The organism is Coleofasciculus sp. G3-WIS-01 (assembly GCF_040223135.1).
Classification (GTDB): Bacteria; Cyanobacteriota; Cyanobacteriia; order Cyanobacteriales; family Coleofasciculaceae; genus Coleofasciculus.
Genome location: NZ_JAVJZI010000151.1, coordinates 24,541 through 42,153 on the forward strand (window position 1 = coordinate 24,541; position 17,613 = coordinate 42,153).

Consider the following 17,613-nt stretch of genomic DNA (forward strand, 5'->3'; position numbering starts at 1 on the left):
ATTGTTCACTCCTCACTCGTGGGATTTGCCACTGGTTCATTATTCGCCACGGGCTGTACTTGAGATTCCTCCTGCTGCGGCGGTGGGGCGACTTTTTGCCGTCCAAACCCATCAAAGAGTTCATTCACCTTAAATGTCACATTCAAGTAGGGACCGCCTTCAGAACGATACCCCGTAAAATCTCGGTCATCGACGCTACCGAAGCTATATCCCACCCCGACTCGTAAATCGGGGGTGATATAGTAACCGGTTTCTAGCGCCCAACCCCATTCATCAAAATCAACTGAGGGTTGACCAATCCAGCGTCCTTCCACCGCTAAATCCATCCGGTATCCCAATCGATAGGTGATGCGTGACTGTCCCAAATAAATGGTGCTGCTATTGCTGAAATTGTTGGCTAAATCTGTCGTACTGTGGCGCAGGGCAAATTTACCATAAAATTCCCAACGCCAATTGGGTGCATAAATCCCTTCACCAGAAAAGACGTGATCATTGGAACCCGTACCACTACCAAAGAGTAAAGTATCCGGAATCGTGGATGGATTCTGGCGATACTCATATCGCATTAACGCATTAAAACGGTCATCCAAAGGATTGCGGTAGGCTAATCCCAACTTGACCGAAAGGGTATCATCTAAGTCTTCTAAAAGTTGACTGGCTGAACTGGCTTGTTGGTAGCGGAACAAAGCAGTTAACGAGGGGGAGACTTTACCCAGCGCCGCTGCTGAAATGACGGTGTTATCACCCGCAGAACTATCCCGATGTTCTAATCGCGCTGATGCTTTAAAGTTAGGATTGGCGGTATATTCAACACCAACGTTAAAGGAATCATATTCCGTGAGTCCCAAGGATGACGCACTTTGACCCACCGCATAAGGTTGAGCGAAGCGATCGCCTGCTGCTGTGGCATTCAATATATCATTGGCGATGCGTTCATAACCGAAATTCACGCGAAATCCCGGCGCTAACAGTATACCGTGGTTGAGTCCCAATGCGGCTTGTCCAGTCATCCCATTCACCCCACCGATAACTGAATATCGGGAGGAAATGGACGTATTTTCCCCAAGCTGATATTGAGTAATCGTTTCCAGACTGGTAATGGAATTATCCTCTAAGAGTCCCCCATCAAAAAACTGATGTGCCAATCTCAGCGTCACCCCCGGTTCCACCGCCCAATCTAAACCAACGGTGGTGCGGTTGGGATAAAGGGGGTCACTTTCATCTAAGTTCAATTCGTTTTGCGCCCGGAAGGTGAGAACCTGATTCAGGGGAACATTCAGACGAGACACCAATTGACTGGCGTTGGTATCAAAGGTATCGCCCAGATTGTCTTCTCGGGAACGGTTGACATATTCTAAAGTCACATCGGAAGTGCCAAGTTTTTGTCGCACACCCGCACGGAATGTGGTCAGGCTATTATCCACCCGGCTACCGGGTAACGCTTCCGTTGCCCGATTAAAGATATTATCGGGATTGAAGGGGTCAAAAAACTCAACTAAGCTGCGGTCTAGGGGTGCAGTGCCAAAGTTATCCTCGTGATCATAACTGACTTGCACATTGGTACTCTGACTCAGTTGCGCCGCAAGGCTAGCGCCATAGCGAGTTTGACCGGGAGTAAAACTGGTTGTGGCATTATTGGCAAAGCCTTCTTCAACGGAACGGTAATACGCTAGGGCTTTAATGGTATCCGCAAAGGTATTTACGGCTTCCAACCGATAAGCATTCCCGGTAACTAATCCCATAAAGGGAGATTCATTGGTGGAATGACCATATTCGCCAACAATCCGTCCTTGAGTTCCCAAGGAAATCAAAAAGTCCGCACCATAGAGTTCAAAGTCTCGGTCTCCCTGATTTTCCCGCAGATAGGTTGTTCCTATCCATCTTTCTTGTTGAAAGTCTTGGGAGAAGTTATATTGCAACCGTCCCCCATAGATATTTGTATCCTCATCCGCTTCAAACTGATAGGTAACAATGATTCGCCGCACTAAGGTAGTCCCAAAGGGGTCAAATTCCGTGGCTTGAATCGGACGTCGGAATAGGAGTGTTCCTCGGTCATAATCAATTTCATAATCAGGACCGCGATAGAGGGCTTTGCGTTCAATAACGGTACCAGGGCGATTCAGTTGTTCGGTTTCAATGTAAACGTTTTCACTTCCAGGAATCAGCAGACGGCGCGAGAGGAAGTAGTAACCACTGGTGCCATCAGGAACAATCCCATCCCGTTGAAATCCTTCGACATCGGGGCTAAATAGGGCAGTAACTTGCAGATTCCCCAGGTTATAATTCCCTTTAAACCCATGTAATGCCCTGGCTGTGGCGGTGAATTCCTGGGAGGAACGGGTAAATTCTGTGGTGTTGTAGTCCCCCCACATCCCGTAGTCTGGTTCCGCCCCCGGAACCAGAGAGGAACGCTCGAAGCGCAGATATACGCTGTCTTTGGAGGGGGTGAGATAATCAACGGTGGAACTATCCCCATAAACGGGGTATTGGTTCTCACAGAACTGGGGTCCCCGAAATAGGCGGGTTATCCCATCACAGGTTTCATTCAGGGGGCGATCGCTATTATAGGCGCCGGTGAATAACCATTCCCCAATCCGACCGGTGGCAAAAATTGCACTATCTAGGTCAGCTTCTAGACCATCGTCAATAATATCGGGATTGAGAAACTCACGGCGAGAGTCCCAAAAATCGGTTCCCGCTTCCCCAATCCGCAAATTAATCACCCCTGATACTAAGGAAGGGCGCAGGTGGGTGACGAATTCGATTTGGGTATAGGCTTGGATGGGTTCAGAAAATGTGGGAATCGCGGCGCCCAGATAACTTTCTTCTATCGTGATTTGTTCGATGTCTGGGACACCGAGTCGTTCAATCGCCGCCCGAATCCGGACTTTTTGGGCGTCTATACCGGATTGCAATCTAGCGCTAAATTGCCCATTTTTCGCCAGAACTTGAAAGCCGAGTTGATCATCATCGTAGTCAGCGCCAACAAATTCCCCGGCTGCTGCGGTGAGGGTGACGATGACATCCTCTTCAATGAGTTCCCCTGTTTCTCTGGTGATACTGCCTTCAATGGTAATCGTAGACCGACCATCCGCTGGTACACGGGGGTCACCGACTGGGGTGAGGGTTATTTCGAGGTCTTTTTTATCTGCGATCGCGTCAACGGTAACCTGGAGACTGACGGGTGTGCCGTTATCTGGGGCAACGGTAATGGTATTGTCGCCCTTTTTCAAGGGTAAATTATACCATATTTGAGTAATAATGGGTTGAGTTTCATTCTCTTCGATCGTCGTCCGGGTTTGAGCAGATAGAGGCTGTTGATTAATCGTCACCTGAACTTGACTATCCCGATGATACTGAACCATCAAGTTGGTTGTGCGATCGCCAATTGTACCCGGTTCAGGGCTGAGAATGCGAACTTCACCGGGAGCTAATTGCAGCCCGTTATTAATGGTTTGTTGAGCCGTGCGGCTAAATTCATCCTGGAATGCTTCGAGTTCCGACTCTGGGGTTTGTTCTTCCTCATCTTCAGGGTCTAAGGGCGATTCCATCCGAGCCGGTTCAATTGAGCCAAAGTCTGCACTGCTCTGAGATTGGGCAATGCTTTCGGACAGGGTATTATCTTCCGCTTCCCTCTCCTTGTAGGAGAGGGAAGCGGAGAGGTGGGGAGGGGTCTGACCCCGGATTAATTGACCAACAGCTTCCTGGGAAGCACTAACATCTTCCCGTTGCCAGCCCTCGGTTTCTGCTTCCGGCGACACCTCATCGGCTTTCGCCACCGGAATGATGCCAATAATCCCCACCAGAATCACCAGCAACCCTAAAGATATCGAAGACAACCATCCTTTACCGGGAACACTGTAATCATCGATACCTTTGAGTAACGAAAAATAAAGCGTGAATCTCAGTAGTTTGGCTTGACTCGAGTCGTCCCAACGGTTCTGATCCTGAGTATTATTCATCACTGCTCCTCCCCATAAGCCGGTGTCACCGCAAAGTTCATCCGCGCCATCCCTCCAGGTGAAAGTCGCACCAAGCGAGATTGACTATTCCCTTCGATGAAATAGAGATTCGGCGCAAGGCTGTATCCGGGCAAACTGCTCAAATCCAGTGTCCCACTGCGATTTCCGGCGATAACGTTAGCCAATGAAAACAAACCATTGGCATCTGTAGTAATCCGGTTACCATCATCCATGTAAATCACCGCATTCGGAACTCCCGGTTCTCCCGGTTGCTGTTCGCCATCAAAGTTTTTATCCACGAACACCCGCCCCACGACTGTGCCGCAATCGGATAAAATTCCCGGTCGAATCCGCATCAAAAAGCTGGCAATATTACTGCGTCGTTCCTGGGCGACATTTCGACCATCCCCCCGAACCGCATCCGGTGTGATTACGGCAGCATAGATAACATTTAGGGTTTGATTGGGTTCTAAGCGGGGATAGGTAAACTCGACATTTCGGTCATTACGCTCTGCAGGAGGTAATGTCACCGGTTCTGTGTTGGTGCCTGTTGTAATCGAACCTTGCAACGACTCCGGCAAAAATCGCACGCCCAAGGGCAATCTATCCGCCAGCACAATACCACTGGCGGCGGATTGACCGCTGTTTCTCAGGGCGAGGCGATAAACAACCGTATCTCCGGGTTCAGCCGCTGCCCTATCTGCTGTTTTAATTAGCTCTAGAGCCGCCTGACCCGCCACCAAGGAGGTTTGATTAGAGTTAACAATACCTGTACCTGGTAAATTATCACCGGACGCCGAAGCTTGATTCCTAATTTCTTGGGCGGTGACCGATGAAGTTCCAGTGAAAAATAATGCAGCAATAAGCGTGCTTATAAGCCAATCATAGCTTCCTAACGTTGCCGTTAAAGATTTCATCAGAAAGTATTGCCCCAAAAGGGAGTTAGATTGTTCAACAGGAATTAAACTCGTTTGTCAGTCAGTTTATGGACAAACGTTTACTCTGGACGTTGAGTTTGATTAACTATTTTTATTTTTCCACAAAAAAACAATTGCTGTGCTGTACATTAGCACAAAAAATGTTTATATTTTTCCATCTTTTGCTCCCGATTTAACTGGGTGATTTAATTAGTTGCCCTATGTTCCCTGATGCGAACTAATCACTTTAGCCTTAACATCAATTTTTTGCTAGTCAGGGTCAACTCCCCAGAATAGTTATACTAACCCATGAGATCTGACATGACAAGCTATTTTCTTTAAAATTTACTTCATAAACTTTTGATGGCTCAAGGAACACAAAACAGGGTAAAGGGAAGCTATGAGTACGTATAGCAGGTGCTAACACTATGTTATACAGTAGCCATGAGTCAGCCCTGTTATACTCTTACTTTAGTGTATTACATCAACTCGGAACGACTGGAGAGGGTAATTTTCCTGTCATCGGTTAATTAAGACTTAGTTGCAACAACCCGCTGGGCGCTCACTTGATTATCACAAGGGCGACCCGATTCAATATCTGTAATGTTCGATAATGTTGTCTGGGCAATATTTTGTAAAGCATCTTCAGTAAAAAATGCTTGATGACCTGTAATCAAAACGTTTGGGAATGTTAATAGCCGTTGAAAAACATCATCTTCAATCACTTCTGTAGACAAATCTTCAAAGAATAAATTGGATTCTTGTTCGTAAACATCTAAACCCAGATAGCCAATTTTCCGAGACTTGAGCGCATCAATAACGGCTCGCGTATCAATCAGTGCGCCGCGACTGGTGTTAATCAGCATAACGCCCGGTTTCATTTGCGTCAACGATTGAGCATTGATCAGGTGATGGGTTTGAGGGGTTAAGGGACAATGCAGGGAGATAATATCTGAAGTCGCGAAGAGTTCTGGGAGATCAACATATTTGACCCCCAATGCTTCACAATCAGGATTTGTATACAAGTCATAGGTCAATAATTGACACCCAAATCCCTGCAAAATCTTGGCAACGAGGAAACCAATTTTGCCCGTACCGACAATCCCTACCGTTCGCCCATGTAAATCAAATCCTATGAATCCATCGAGGGAAAAATTTCCTTCTCGCACTCGGTTATAAGCGCGATGAATTTTACGGTTAAGGGTTAAAATAAGTCCGACGGTATGTTCGGCGACAGCATAAGGTGAATAGGCGGGAACTCGCACCACAGTTATGCCTAAATCAGCCGCCGCATTTAAATCGATATGGTTAAACCCTGCAGAACGTGTGGCAATCAGCTTTGTCCCTTGTTCTGCAATCAGCCGCAAGGTTATTTTATCAAGCTGATCATTGATAAACACGCATACCGCCGGAAACCCTGCTGCTAATGCTGTGGTTTCCTGGGTCAGACGGGGTTCAAAAAAAACTAGGTCATGATTATAATTAGCGTTGGCAGTTTCTAGAAAATTTCGGTCGTAGGATTTGGTATTAAAAACAGCGACTTTCATGGTTGTTTATTGTTTGATATAAAGTAAAAAAAACAGCTAATTAATGACGGTAAATCTATATTATAATATAATTATGACGATATCCACCGTTAACTTTTATTTTGCATTGATATACCGTAGGGTGGGCATTGCCCACCAGCCTTTTATCAGTGGGGTTAGGGCGGGTTTTGTTGTTCAGTTAATGGGAACAAAGTGAATGAAGTCCCATTACCCGCCCCTACAAATGACAAATGATAAATAACAAATGACGCTCCTCGCCATTAACATTAATTTTTACCACCTATTTCCCTGTTCCCTAAAGCAACGGATTAATTCTGCCACAGACCAAGCTTGAGCGATCGCGCCTTGGGGGAGATGGGGTTTGTCTCCATCGAAAATCTCGGAAATAGACCCCAGACAAGCTTGGTGCTGTAGATGATCTAGCAAAGGTTTCCAGTCAAAGGGAAGGGGTTCTCTCGGGTAGAAGCGTTTCCACGCCCGACTAAACGATCCAATCAACCAACTCCAAACCGTTCCCTGGTGATAAGCACTATCCCGATGCCAGCGATCGCCGCCATAATAACCAATATACTCAGGGTCAGCCGGATCAAGACTTCGCAAACCATAGGGAGTTAACAAGCGATCGCGTGCTACTTGTAACACCTGTCGCCCCTGATTCGACTCAAAACCACAATGATACAGAGACAGCGCCACTACCGCATTGGGGCGAATTTGGGTATTGCGGTGATCATCGGGTTCTATGGTGTCATAGAAGTATCTTTGCTCTGGATTCCAAAACTTTTGCAACGAAGTTTTCACCTGTTGTGCTTGCTTGATATAATGTTGATTCTGGTGTAACAAACGCACCCGATCCTTAACCTCACCCGTCGCCATTTTTTCAGTCCATTTAGCAATCCAACACAACGCCGAATACCAAAGCGCATTAATTTCAATCGCTTTTCCCTGACGGGGTGTAATCGGTTGACCATCCAGCACCACATCCATCCACGTAATCGCCACATCCGGCGCTTCCCAGGTTAAGAGTCCATCCACCGCGTCAACTTGAATATTGTAACGGGTGCCTGCGGTATAAGCTTTGTAGATTTTTCGGACTGTTGGATATTGCTGAATCAAAAAATCCCAATCTTGGGTAATTTCCAAATACAATCCCAAGGCTTCCAGCCACCACAGAGACGCATCAATACTGTTATAAATCGGTTCACTCTCCGCATCGGGAAAGGTATTTGGAATTAAACCATCACGACAATAACTACCAAAGGTTTGGAGTAATCCCCTTGCCAAACTAAAACGCCCTGTAGCTAATGCCAATCCGGGCAAAGCGATCAGTGTATCCCGCCCCCAATCATTGAACCAGGGATAGCCAGCCATCACCGTTGGACTACTAATGGAGGCGCACCAGGCAATAAATTGATCCCCAGCTTTGAGTAACTGACGCCAAATCGTCTCCCACTCTTGCTGCGATTGAATCACAGATGGATAGGCTCTAATTTCATCGTCCCCAGCTCCCTCAGCTCCCTCAGCTCCCTCAGCTCCCCCAGCTCCCTCAGCTCCCCCTGCTCCCCCTGCTCCCCCAGCTCCCCCAGCTCCCTCAGCTCCCCCTGCTGCTATCGCCACTAACTGATTTTGTCGCTCTTTTTCCCCTTGCACCGCCGCCTCAAACACTTGAGAATTTAACTGGAGCTCTGCCGTATCTTGAGGACATCCCACCCGCGCTTCCAACGTAACGGTTGCGCCCGGTTCTAGAGAAATAGTAAGATAACCAGGACTATACAGATCTTCGCGATCGCCTAACCCACGTTGATTTTCTTCAGGATAGTAATAATTCCAATACCACAATTCATCGGGTTGATACTCGCCTGCACTCCACCCCAACTGCCAAGGCGTACCCACTTGACCCGGACGCATGGCTTGCAGGTAAAGGCATTGATGTCCGACTAATTGCGAGAATTGTAAATTTTCTTCATCAAACTGCTGGTGGTGAAAGTCGCGATCGGCAATTAGGGGTCGTAGCCTTAATGTTGCCACATCACTACCTTGATAGGAATACTGAATCAGAATCCGGTGATGAAATTGGCGGGTTTGCTCATCCTCAACTAACCCGTAAGGCATAACCAGTTGGCGCGTCAATTGCCACTGCTGATGTCCCCAAACCCACTGAGGAACAGGATCGGTTTCAAAGGAGCGCAGAAATTGATATCCTACCGGATCAATCGTCTTACCCCCATTCCATAAATTGGTTGAAAGCGCCCAAATCTTGCCAGATACCTCCAGACTCGTATCCAGATGAGAGAATAGCAACGTCCGACGCCTAGGCGGATCGAGTGCCGCAATCAACCAGCCGTGATACGTGCGAGTGCGAGCATCGCCAACTGTACCACTGGCAAAACTGCCTAATCCATTCGTAAGCAGCCATTCCCGCCGATCCAAATAATTCACCACAACTTTTTTCTCCCAATAGCACCCAACCCGTTGTCGCAGAACCTTCCGCGTCGCTTCTACAAGGCTGATCAAGCCAAGAAACCCAACAATGTTGCTTAAAATAGCCTAGTTTAGCGGATATCGGTGGATTTAGAGACGGCACTTGCCTGTCTAAAATACCCCGACTTCATAATTCATCCTTCTGCCGTCGTGCTTTCTCAAAATCGTTATGACTATGATATAGTCGTAACAGTTCGTAAACAATTTGTGTTTATTGACGGCGGTAGAGTTGTTAAAACTTTACCGATCACCTATAGCGAACGTATACATCAAAGCATTCAAGGAGGATAATTTCATGGAAGGATGTCTGCGAGTTGGTCAACCGGCTCCTGACTTCAGTGCGACGGCGGTTGTCGATCAAGAATTTAAGACCATCAAGCTGTCTGACTACCGGGGTCAATATGTAGTCATATTCTTCTATCCGCTAGACTTCACATTTGTCTGTCCCACAGAGATTACAGCATTTAGCGATCGCTTTAGTGAATTTAAAGAAGTTGGCACTCAGGTTCTCGGTATCTCCGTGGACAGTGAATTCTCTCACCTAGCTTGGATTCAAACCGATCGCAAAAGTGGTGGTGTGGGTGATCTGAATTATCCTCTGGTATCTGATATCAAGAAAGAAATCAGCACCGCTTACAACGTCCTTGACCCAGATGCTGGTGTAGCTCTGCGAGGATTATTTATTATCGACAAAGATGGCATTATCCAGCATTCGACCATCAACAACCTCTCTTTCGGTCGGAATGTAGACGAAGTGTTGCGGACTCTGAAAGCGACTCAATACGTTCAGGCGCATCCAGATGAAGTTTGCCCTCAAGGTTGGCAACCCGGAGACAAAACCATGGTTCCCGATCCCGTTAAGTCCAAGGTTTACTTCTCAGCCGTTTAACGCTTACCCACCTATCTGGTAGGGGCGCACGCCCCGTGCGCCCTTTGCCGTTATAGCTTCCGTCGTAACGGTTAGAACTTTCTTTAATGGCTACCTTTTGCGATAAAATAAGTTGTTGGATCAGGTGAAGTCAATGCTAACATCAACTGACTTTAGGGGTTTATTTAACGAGCGTTTTCTGCGTAATTTTTTTCCCATCCCGGCTACTAATCCGTTGAGATTAGGACAACTGACTCCAGATTTTGAACTACCAGACATCACAAATAATCGTCAGGTGAGATTATCGAGTTACCGAGAACAGCAACCTGTTCTACTGGCGTTTACCCGCATTTTTACCGAAAAGCAATATTGCCCCCTTTGCTATCCTCATATTCAGGCGATGAATGAGCAATACGAGCAATTTACCCAGAAGGGGGTAGAGGTGTTAATGATAACGAGTACTGATCCTCAGCAAAGCCAAACAGTGGTCAAGGATTTAGGATTAAAAATACCCCTATTGAGTGATCCGAGTTGTCGCACCTTTCAAACCTATCAAGTTGGTCAAGCACTGGGAGCGCCTTTACCTGCTCAGTTTCTAGTCGATAAGCAAGGTAAACTCCGCTTTAAACATTTGTTTTCATTCTTATCTCCAAATGCGGAGATGGAGAAGGTGATCTCGCTCCTTGATTAGTTGCTCGTCCTCTGGGTTCTGTGTTATTACGAGGGATGAAAAAGATATAACTTTCTCTCCCCCTGCTTCCCCTGCTTCCCCTGCTTCCCCTGCTTCCCCTGCTTCCCCTGCTTTTCCTATCTACTATGTTTGAGCGCAACTCGGTATCAACCCTTACCCAGATGTTGACGCACTGGAATCTGAACCACAAACTCTGTTCCCTGTCCTAACTTACTCTGACACAAAAGCCGACCGTTATGTTTTTCAACTACAATTTGATAGCTAATCGATAATCCTAAACCTGTCCCCGTCCCCACCGGTTTAGTCGTAAAGAAAGGATGAAATAGCTGTTGCTTAACCTCCTCCGTCATTCCGGGACCATTATCGATAATTCGGATCGCCACCGCTTGGTTATCTAAGAGTTCAGTCTGCACTCTAATTATACTAGGATTGGCTTTAATATCATCCAATGACCGCTTTTTGTTTTGCTCATCAATGGCATCAATGGCATTGACTAGCAAATTCATAAACACTTGATTCATTTGTCCCGCGTAACATTCAACCTGCGGCAGATTACCGTATTCTTGAATCACCTGAATACCCGGATTATCACCCCGTGCTTTGAGTCGGTTTCGCAGAATCATCAGGGTACTATTAATGCCCTCATGAATATCTACGGCTTTCATATCGGCTTCAGCGATACGGGAAAAATTTCGCAGGGAGTAGACAATTTCACAAATCCGCTCCGCTCCAACTTTCATGGAATCCAGAAGTTTGGGCAAGTCTTCGACCAAAAATTCCAGATCGATGGCTTCCATTTCTGACTGGATTTCTGGCGTGAGCTGGGGATATTGCTGTTGATAGAGTTCGATTAAACCCAACAGATCGGTGGCATAGTCACTGGCGTGGACTAAATTACCATAAATAAAGTTAACTGGATTATTGATTTCATGGGCAACTCCCGCGACTAACTGTCCTAAGCTGGACATTTTTTCACTTTGCACCAACTGCGCTTGGGTTTTCTGGAGTTGGGAGAGGGTTTGCTCAAGCTGTTGGGCGTGGGTTAATGCTTTGGCTTGTGCCCTGCGACTTTTTTCATAGAGTTCCGCTTGTTGGAGTGCGATCGCTAATTGATCGGCGATGGTACACATTAACTCTACCTCGGCGTTTTGCCAATCGTAGGTTCGATTATCCATCATCAATCCTAAAGCGCCCCAAACTGAGTTACCACAGTGCAGGGGAACCAACAACCACGCCCCAGGAAACTGTTGCGCGACGGCTGTATTGGTTGTGTCTGCCAAACAGCGGGTATCGTTAATCCGCACCACTTCTAAGCCTTTGAGTCGTTCAGCCAAGGGGTTATTGGTATCGGGAATTTCTACACCCAAGACTTTGGGCAAACATTCATCGCGACACGACTCCGCTACATTTACCCAGAGTTGGCGTTCGGGAATATACTGGATAATTTGAGCGCGATCCACTTGCAAAAGGCTCTCAATTTCCTGGGTAGCGGTAGAAAAAATCGTTTCTAAGTCGAGTGAGCAACGAATCGCGTGAGTTAGGTGATTGATCGCTTGTTCTCGTTTGAGGTGATACTGAGCCTGATGGTACAGTTGACTTTGACCGATCGCGATCGCGACTTGGTCGGCAATGGCGGCGATTAATTCTACCTCTGATTTTTCCCAGGAGTCGGGATGACTGGTTTTACCTAAAGCTAAACTCCCTAATATCTGAGAATTGAAGTGCAAGGGAACCCATAACCAAGCTCCCGGCAAGTCTTCAGCTAAGCCTTGGCTAAATGTACTCCTATCCTCCGTAATAATTTCTAATTGCTTGAGCCGTTCAGCTAGGGGATGATCTTGATCCGGAATTTCCAGTCCCAGATTACTGCGATCCTCTGGAGAGCGGCGATATTCTGCCACGGATAACCAACACTGGCTCTCTGGCAAATATTGTACAATTTGGGCACGATCAACGGGTAATAGTTCGCCAATCTCGCGGACGGTTGTCTCAAACACTGTGGTTAAGTCCAATGAACAGCGGATGGCTTGAGTGACTTGATTAAGGACTCGCTCTCGCCAGAACAGAGATTTTGCCTGTTCGTACAGTTGGCTTTGTTGAATGGCAATAGCAACCTGAGAAGCTAACCCGTCGAGTAAGTCAATCTCAAAGGATTGCCATTTCCGGGGTGCATTACAGTGATGGGCAATCAGCAGTCCCCACAAGCGCGTTGGGCTTTGAGTTGCTGTTGAGACATTGAGTTGGGATTGTGGGATGGGTAGTAGTTTTTCACTGTGGACAATTGGCACAACCAGGTTAGCCCGTACCTGGAATTTGGCGAGTAAGTTAATATAACACTGGCTCAGATTAGCCCCATAGATATCATCCAGGGTTCTCACGCGACCTTGTTGGTAGAGTGAGAGGTAGTTTTTTTCAAAACAGGGGTCATAAATCTGGTTGCCTAAAATCGAACACCAGCGTGAATCTACGGATTCGACAACCACCTTGCCACTCCAGTCGGGATTGAAGCGCAAAATAATTACCCGATCTGTTTGCAGAACCTGACGTACTTCCGCCACGGTGCGTTCGAGAATGTCCTCTAAGTTCAGCGACTGACGAATGCGTTGAGTAATTGCGCCGATTAACTGCTCTCGCTGAACCTGTTGTCGCAACGTGGCTTCTGCTTGCTGGCGTTGGTGGATTTCGGTTTGGGCTTGCTGATAGAGTTCCGATTGTTGAATGGCAACGGCTGTATGAGTGGAAAGATTTTGCAGCAACTCAATTTCCCACGGTTGCCATTTGCGGGGGGTTTGGCACTGTTGAGCCACAAGTAATCCCCACAAGCGTTCCTCATGGACGATCGGGATAACCAGGTTTGCTCTTACTTGGAATTGAGCGAGTAATTCAATATGACAGTCGGTTAACCCAGCGTTATAAATATCTTCGACGGATTGGACGCGCCCTTTTTGGTAAAGATGGATATAGTCCTCGGCAAAGTAGCGATCATTGATCACAGTTCCGGAAATGGGTTTCCACTGAGAACCCACGGATTCAACCTCTACCACACCACTCCCATCTTCATAGAGGCGAAAGACAAGTACGCGATCGCACGCCAAAATTTGCCGCACTTCGGCTACAGTGGTATTGAGAATTTCGTCTAAGTCTAAGGAATAGTGAATCCGTTGCGCGATCGCACCAATTAGCCGCTCTCGCAGATATTGCTGTTGCACGGCTGTTTCGGTTTGTTTGCGATCGGTAATATCGATGCAAGAGCCGATATAGCCTAAAAACTGACCATTGGGGGTAAATCGTGGCGTTCCTGTATTTAAAATCCAGCGATAGTCTCCATCTGCTCGTCGTAGGCGATATTCCATCCGAAACCCTTGACGAGCATTAAACGCCTCCTGATACGTCTCTAAGCTTGACAAGTCATCGGAATGCACCCCCTCCGCCCAACCATTACCCAATTCTTGCTCCAGACTACGTCCGGTAAATTTTAACCAGCCTTGATTAAAAAACGTACATAACCCATCTGTACCGGACATCCATAACAGCACAGGGGCGCTATCTGCCATGGTGCGGAATCGGGCTTCACTCTCTTGGAGAATGTCTTGGGTGTATTGGTTATCACTCAGTTGTTCCATAGTCGGAACCGCTACTCCATCCGCCAACTGATCAGCTTTTGGTTGCCATTTGTCTTCAATAGACTGGCAATTTGTGATATCACGCAAACGATAAAGTATTGTCCTTCCCTGGATAGAAACCTGCTTGACATTAACGACTAAAGTATGAGGTTTGCCTGTCTTATCGGTAATTTCTAGCTCAATATTACCAACCTTCCCTGTAGCCGCTAAAGCTTGCCAATTCAAGGGCAGGTTGCCCAGCAGTTTAGTAATATTACCCAGAGCGCGGACTTCAGATAAAGAATAGCCAAAAATAGAGGTGACTTGAGGACAAATATAGGTAAAATTACCCTTGTCATTGGTGATGAAAACAGCTTCATTATTATTGCTCAGAGGAGTTGGGGGCAATGCTTGTGACTTAGCCGTCGTCATATCTTCACAAACGAGACTGATGATCGAATTAGAGGCGGTTATCGGGAGCAAACGGATTCTTGCCTTAACCCAAACAATCCTGCCATCTTTACCAATCAACCGAGTTTCCCAGTGATGAATTTCAGTGGGATGTTTACTTAGATTAGTCAATAAAGTTTGATACTGGCATTGGCTGTCTTGCTCGAAAAGCCGATGAATTGGCTTTTGCACTAATTCCCAAAAATCATACCCCAAGTATGCTGCACCGAACTGACTTACATCCAAAATCACCCCATCAAAATTCAGGGTGAAATAAATGCATGGAAGGGTCTCATACAATATCCGCATCCATTTTATTTGCTCCGGACTATTGCCTGTCCATGATAATTTTTCAGGCTGATATTTTTTTCTGGCACTGTTCATCCATTGGGACTTTTTCAAATCGAACTTTTTCATAAGTTGACTCATGCCAATTCGATGATAAATTGAGGCATTTTCTCGATCATAACCCTCAAGTTATTATTTCTTTTTCGGATTTAGAGGAATGACTGTAAAAAATAGTTAAACTTGATGGGAGTTTAAAACAAGGGTCAGCCTCATTCGCTCACGTCAAATTCTGGGCTAGCGTTGAATCAAATTTCCCCCTGTTTTCACGGAAGCTGTGGTGAGGCGATTGTTCTAATCTGGCTATCGCTCGCCATTTATCTCTACTCTTTTTCCCAGATGTACTGAACTTGGTTGTTATATCATGTCAAACTTTGCCAATAAAAAAACACGGCTTGTTTCCGTCTCTCCCAACTCCTGCGTCTGTCCTTGATTCACAGGTTCAATTGGACATGATATGACAATACATGCAGTTTTTGAGCTATCTAATCATAAGCTAATATAAATTTCCCACTATTGTGACTGAATCCACGAATAAGTTTAAAAAACGTTATAAAGCTGTTACTTATTTTGATTTACTATCGGGTTAAGTTTATTTATCTTTACAAAAAAAACAATAGGATGCACCCTGCATCCCTGTACCCTAAAACTCTGCATTACCCATGTCTTTCTTCAGATTCCCTGGGGGGACTCCGGAGATGAGGGAGATGATGTGTTCCAGACGTAGAATGCTACATCTGGAACACTCAGGGCGAGTTTAGCCGCATCTTTTGTGAGGTAAAAATAGTGAAAAGAGCCCCTACACAACAGAGGCGTCATGCCCTTGAAGGTAATGAAGGATCGCAACTCAAAACTCACAACTCAAAACTCTCCCAGCACCCTCTAAAGACTTACCTGAGACAAATAGCTGCGGGGATCAAAATGACGGCTTGCCCGGATTTTTTCATAGTACTCTCGCTCAACTGGTGTGATATCTTTTGGTGTAGCAATGATAATCCGCACCAGTTGGTCACCGCGTCCACCTTTAGGTTGAGTCCAGCCTTTACCGCGCAAACGTAAAGATTGACCCGAACGAATCCCGGCGGGCACATTAACACTGACCTTCCCATCAGGAGTCGGCACCTCAATAGTGGCGCCCAATACTGCCTCATCGGGCATCACTGGCACTTCACACAGAAGATTATCGCCCTCGAACTGGAAGAAGGCATGAGGTTTTAAGTCTACAATCAAGTACAAATCACCGCGTTGCTGGTTGTATTGGCTCACTTGACCCTTGCCTCGAACACGAACACGACTCCCTGGTTTAGCGCCGGGCGGAATCCGCACTTCGATGACTTCACTGCCCAAATTAATCCGTTTTTGCGTACCCTGGAAAGCATCAGACCAGCTCAACGTAATTGTCGCTTCCCGATCAGTCCCAGCTGCTGCTTTGCCATTTTCATAGCCAGAGAAATCGTTAAAGCCACCAAAGCCACTGGTAAAGTCATTATTAAAACCCGAACCCGTTGCTCCGCCCGGAGTAGAGCGATAGGTGTACGTCCGGCGAGTTCCCGTACCTCCTGGCGTACCTGTAGCGGCTGTATTAAAGCGCCCTAGAAGTTCGTTAATAAACTCGTCAAAACTACCGTATTGACCAAAATCAAAATTACCGAAATCAACATTAGCACCCCCGGCTCCAGGATACCCACCAACTCCTGCTTGCTTCCAGTACTGACCAAACTGATCGTATTTCTTGCGTTTTTCGGGGTCAGACAAGACTTCGTAGGCTTCGCTAACTTCTTTAAATCGAGCCTCAGCTTGTTTGTCACCCGGGTTCATGTCTGGGTGGTACTTCCGCGCCAGACGTCGAAAACTCTTTTTAATTTCATCCGCACTAGCCGTCTTGCTAACTCCCAGGACGGCATAGTAGTCTTTAAAGTCAGTTGCAGCCATGAAGGGTTTCTCCTCTACTCCAAGGATTTAATCGATAAACTGGGCTAATAGTTCTCTACCTCAAAGCTAGAGTAACAAACCTCAGCCTGGGTTTAAGTTCGGATCTTTCTCACTCACGCGATCGCAATTTCCACACCTGAAGCCTCCAATAGAGAAGCCATGGTATTTTTCCCCATCAGTTCCTTGAGTTCGGGCAAGTGACAAATCAGGGGACAGGAATTAACCGGACATCGGTTCTGCTCCCACCAATCCAGTCGTTCACCCAGCATCCGGTTGTACCAATAGCGACAAACCCTCAATCCATTGTTGAGGGAGATCTTTTGCTTGTCACTGGGATACAGGCGGTATTGGTAGGCTGTTTTCATGTCTTGTATTGTACCGCACTATGGTTAAAAAGAAACGCTACAGGTCTAGTTCTCGCTCCGTCTCAGACCTTAAAGCACATTTAGTGCTGACGACCAAGTATCGAGGGAAGTGCATTAATGCTGCACTACTAGAACAGCTCGAAACCAGCATTAGGGGGCTGTGCGAAAAATGGGGAGTAACAGTGATTGAATTCAACGGAGAGGATGACTATGTTCATCTGCTGTTTTCTTATTACCCACAGATGCAACTTTCTAAGTTCATCAATAACTTGAAGACTGTTAATAGTGGTAAGGTTAACAAGGAGTTTTCTGAGTATCTGGCTCAGTTCTTTTGGAAAAAGGATGACGATAGCAAAAGGGAATTCTGGAATGACTCCTATGCTATTGAGTCTGTGGGTGGAGCGAATATCGAGGTTCTGGAACGATATATTCGCGGACAGAATGCACCTACTCGTT

The 17,613-nt window shown here is 46.5% G+C and carries 10 protein-coding genes; 3 read left to right on the plus strand and 7 right to left on the minus strand.

What is annotated here, in order from left to right:
* Positions 1–5: 5 nt before the first annotated feature.
* The 4 genes from RIM23_RS14730 to RIM23_RS14745 all read right to left on the minus strand — a co-directional run bounded on the left by RIM23_RS14730 (position 6) and on the right by RIM23_RS14745 (position 8,862).
* Positions 6–3,962 carry a hypothetical protein gene (locus RIM23_RS14730; protein ID WP_446367977.1) on the minus strand — a complete coding sequence of 1,319 codons (3,957 nt, stop codon included), beginning with the start codon at positions 3,960–3,962 and terminating at the stop codon, positions 6–8.
* Positions 3,962–4,879 carry a hypothetical protein gene (locus RIM23_RS14735; protein ID WP_446367978.1) on the minus strand — a complete coding sequence of 306 codons (918 nt, stop codon included), beginning with the start codon at positions 4,877–4,879 and terminating at the stop codon, positions 3,962–3,964. The genes RIM23_RS14730 and RIM23_RS14735 overlap by 1 nt, the downstream gene beginning before the upstream one ends.
* Before the next feature lie 530 nt (positions 4,880–5,409).
* On the minus strand, positions 5,410–6,426 hold the full coding sequence (locus RIM23_RS14740; RefSeq protein ID WP_446367979.1) for a 2-hydroxyacid dehydrogenase: 1,017 nt from the start codon (positions 6,424–6,426) through the stop codon (positions 5,410–5,412).
* A gap of 273 nt (positions 6,427–6,699) precedes the next feature.
* A complete protein-coding gene (locus RIM23_RS14745) occupies positions 6,700–8,862 on the minus strand; it encodes an amylo-alpha-1,6-glucosidase (protein ID WP_446367985.1) in 2,163 nt (720 codons plus the stop codon).
* A 337-nt stretch (positions 8,863–9,199) separates the two neighbouring features.
* Here RIM23_RS14745 and RIM23_RS14750 point away from each other — a divergent pair, with 337 nt between their 5' ends.
* Entirely contained in the window at positions 9,200–9,793 is a 594-nt protein-coding gene (locus RIM23_RS14750) for a peroxiredoxin (protein ID WP_446337396.1), read from the plus strand.
* Positions 9,794–9,926: 133 nt separating this feature from the next.
* Entirely contained in the window at positions 9,927–10,463 is a 537-nt protein-coding gene (locus RIM23_RS14755) for a peroxiredoxin family protein (protein ID WP_446367980.1), read from the plus strand.
* Between the two features lie 146 nt (positions 10,464–10,609).
* Here the strand turns inward: RIM23_RS14755 and RIM23_RS14760 are convergent, their stop codons facing one another.
* From RIM23_RS14760 to RIM23_RS14770, 3 genes are all read right to left on the minus strand, one after another.
* Positions 10,610–14,932: a GAF domain-containing protein gene (locus RIM23_RS14760; protein ID WP_446367981.1), complete on the minus strand. Its 4,323-nt coding sequence runs from the start codon at positions 14,930–14,932 to the stop codon at positions 10,610–10,612.
* Between the two features lie 810 nt (positions 14,933–15,742).
* A complete protein-coding gene (locus tag RIM23_RS14765; protein ID WP_446367982.1) occupies positions 15,743–16,792 on the minus strand; it encodes a DnaJ C-terminal domain-containing protein in 1,050 nt (349 codons plus the stop codon).
* Positions 16,793–16,905: 113 nt separating this feature from the next.
* A complete protein-coding gene (locus RIM23_RS14770) occupies positions 16,906–17,157 on the minus strand; it encodes a helix-turn-helix domain-containing protein (protein WP_446367983.1) in 252 nt (83 codons plus the stop codon).
* 20 nt (positions 17,158–17,177) lie between these two features.
* On the opposite strand from RIM23_RS14770, the gene tnpA reads away from it, so the two are divergent.
* Positions 17,178–17,613 (plus strand): IS200/IS605 family transposase (gene tnpA / locus RIM23_RS14775; RefSeq protein ID WP_446367984.1); only part of this gene is annotated, 436 nt, incomplete at its 3' end.

Excerpts from the sequence above, each read along its gene's own strand:
- RIM23_RS14735 (WP_446367978.1), bottom strand. The coding sequence starts at position 4,879 with ATGAAATCTTTAACGGCAACGTTAGGAAGCTATGATTGGCTTATAAGC.
- RIM23_RS14730 (WP_446367977.1), bottom strand. The coding sequence starts at position 3,962 with ATGAATAATACTCAGGATCAGAACCGTTGGGACGACTCGAGTCAAGCC.
- RIM23_RS14755 (WP_446367980.1), top strand. The coding sequence starts at position 9,927 with ATGCTAACATCAACTGACTTTAGGGGTTTATTTAACGAGCGTTTTCTG.
- RIM23_RS14740 (WP_446367979.1), bottom strand. The coding sequence starts at position 6,426 with ATGAAAGTCGCTGTTTTTAATACCAAATCCTACGACCGAAATTTTCTA.
- RIM23_RS14750 (WP_446337396.1), top strand. The coding sequence starts at position 9,200 with ATGGAAGGATGTCTGCGAGTTGGTCAACCGGCTCCTGACTTCAGTGCG.
- RIM23_RS14760 (WP_446367981.1), bottom strand. The coding sequence starts at position 14,932 with ATGAAAAAGTTCGATTTGAAAAAGTCCCAATGGATGAACAGTGCCAGA.
- RIM23_RS14770 (WP_446367983.1), bottom strand. The coding sequence starts at position 17,157 with ATGAAAACAGCCTACCAATACCGCCTGTATCCCAGTGACAAGCAAAAG.
- RIM23_RS14765 (WP_446367982.1), bottom strand. The coding sequence starts at position 16,792 with ATGGCTGCAACTGACTTTAAAGACTACTATGCCGTCCTGGGAGTTAGC.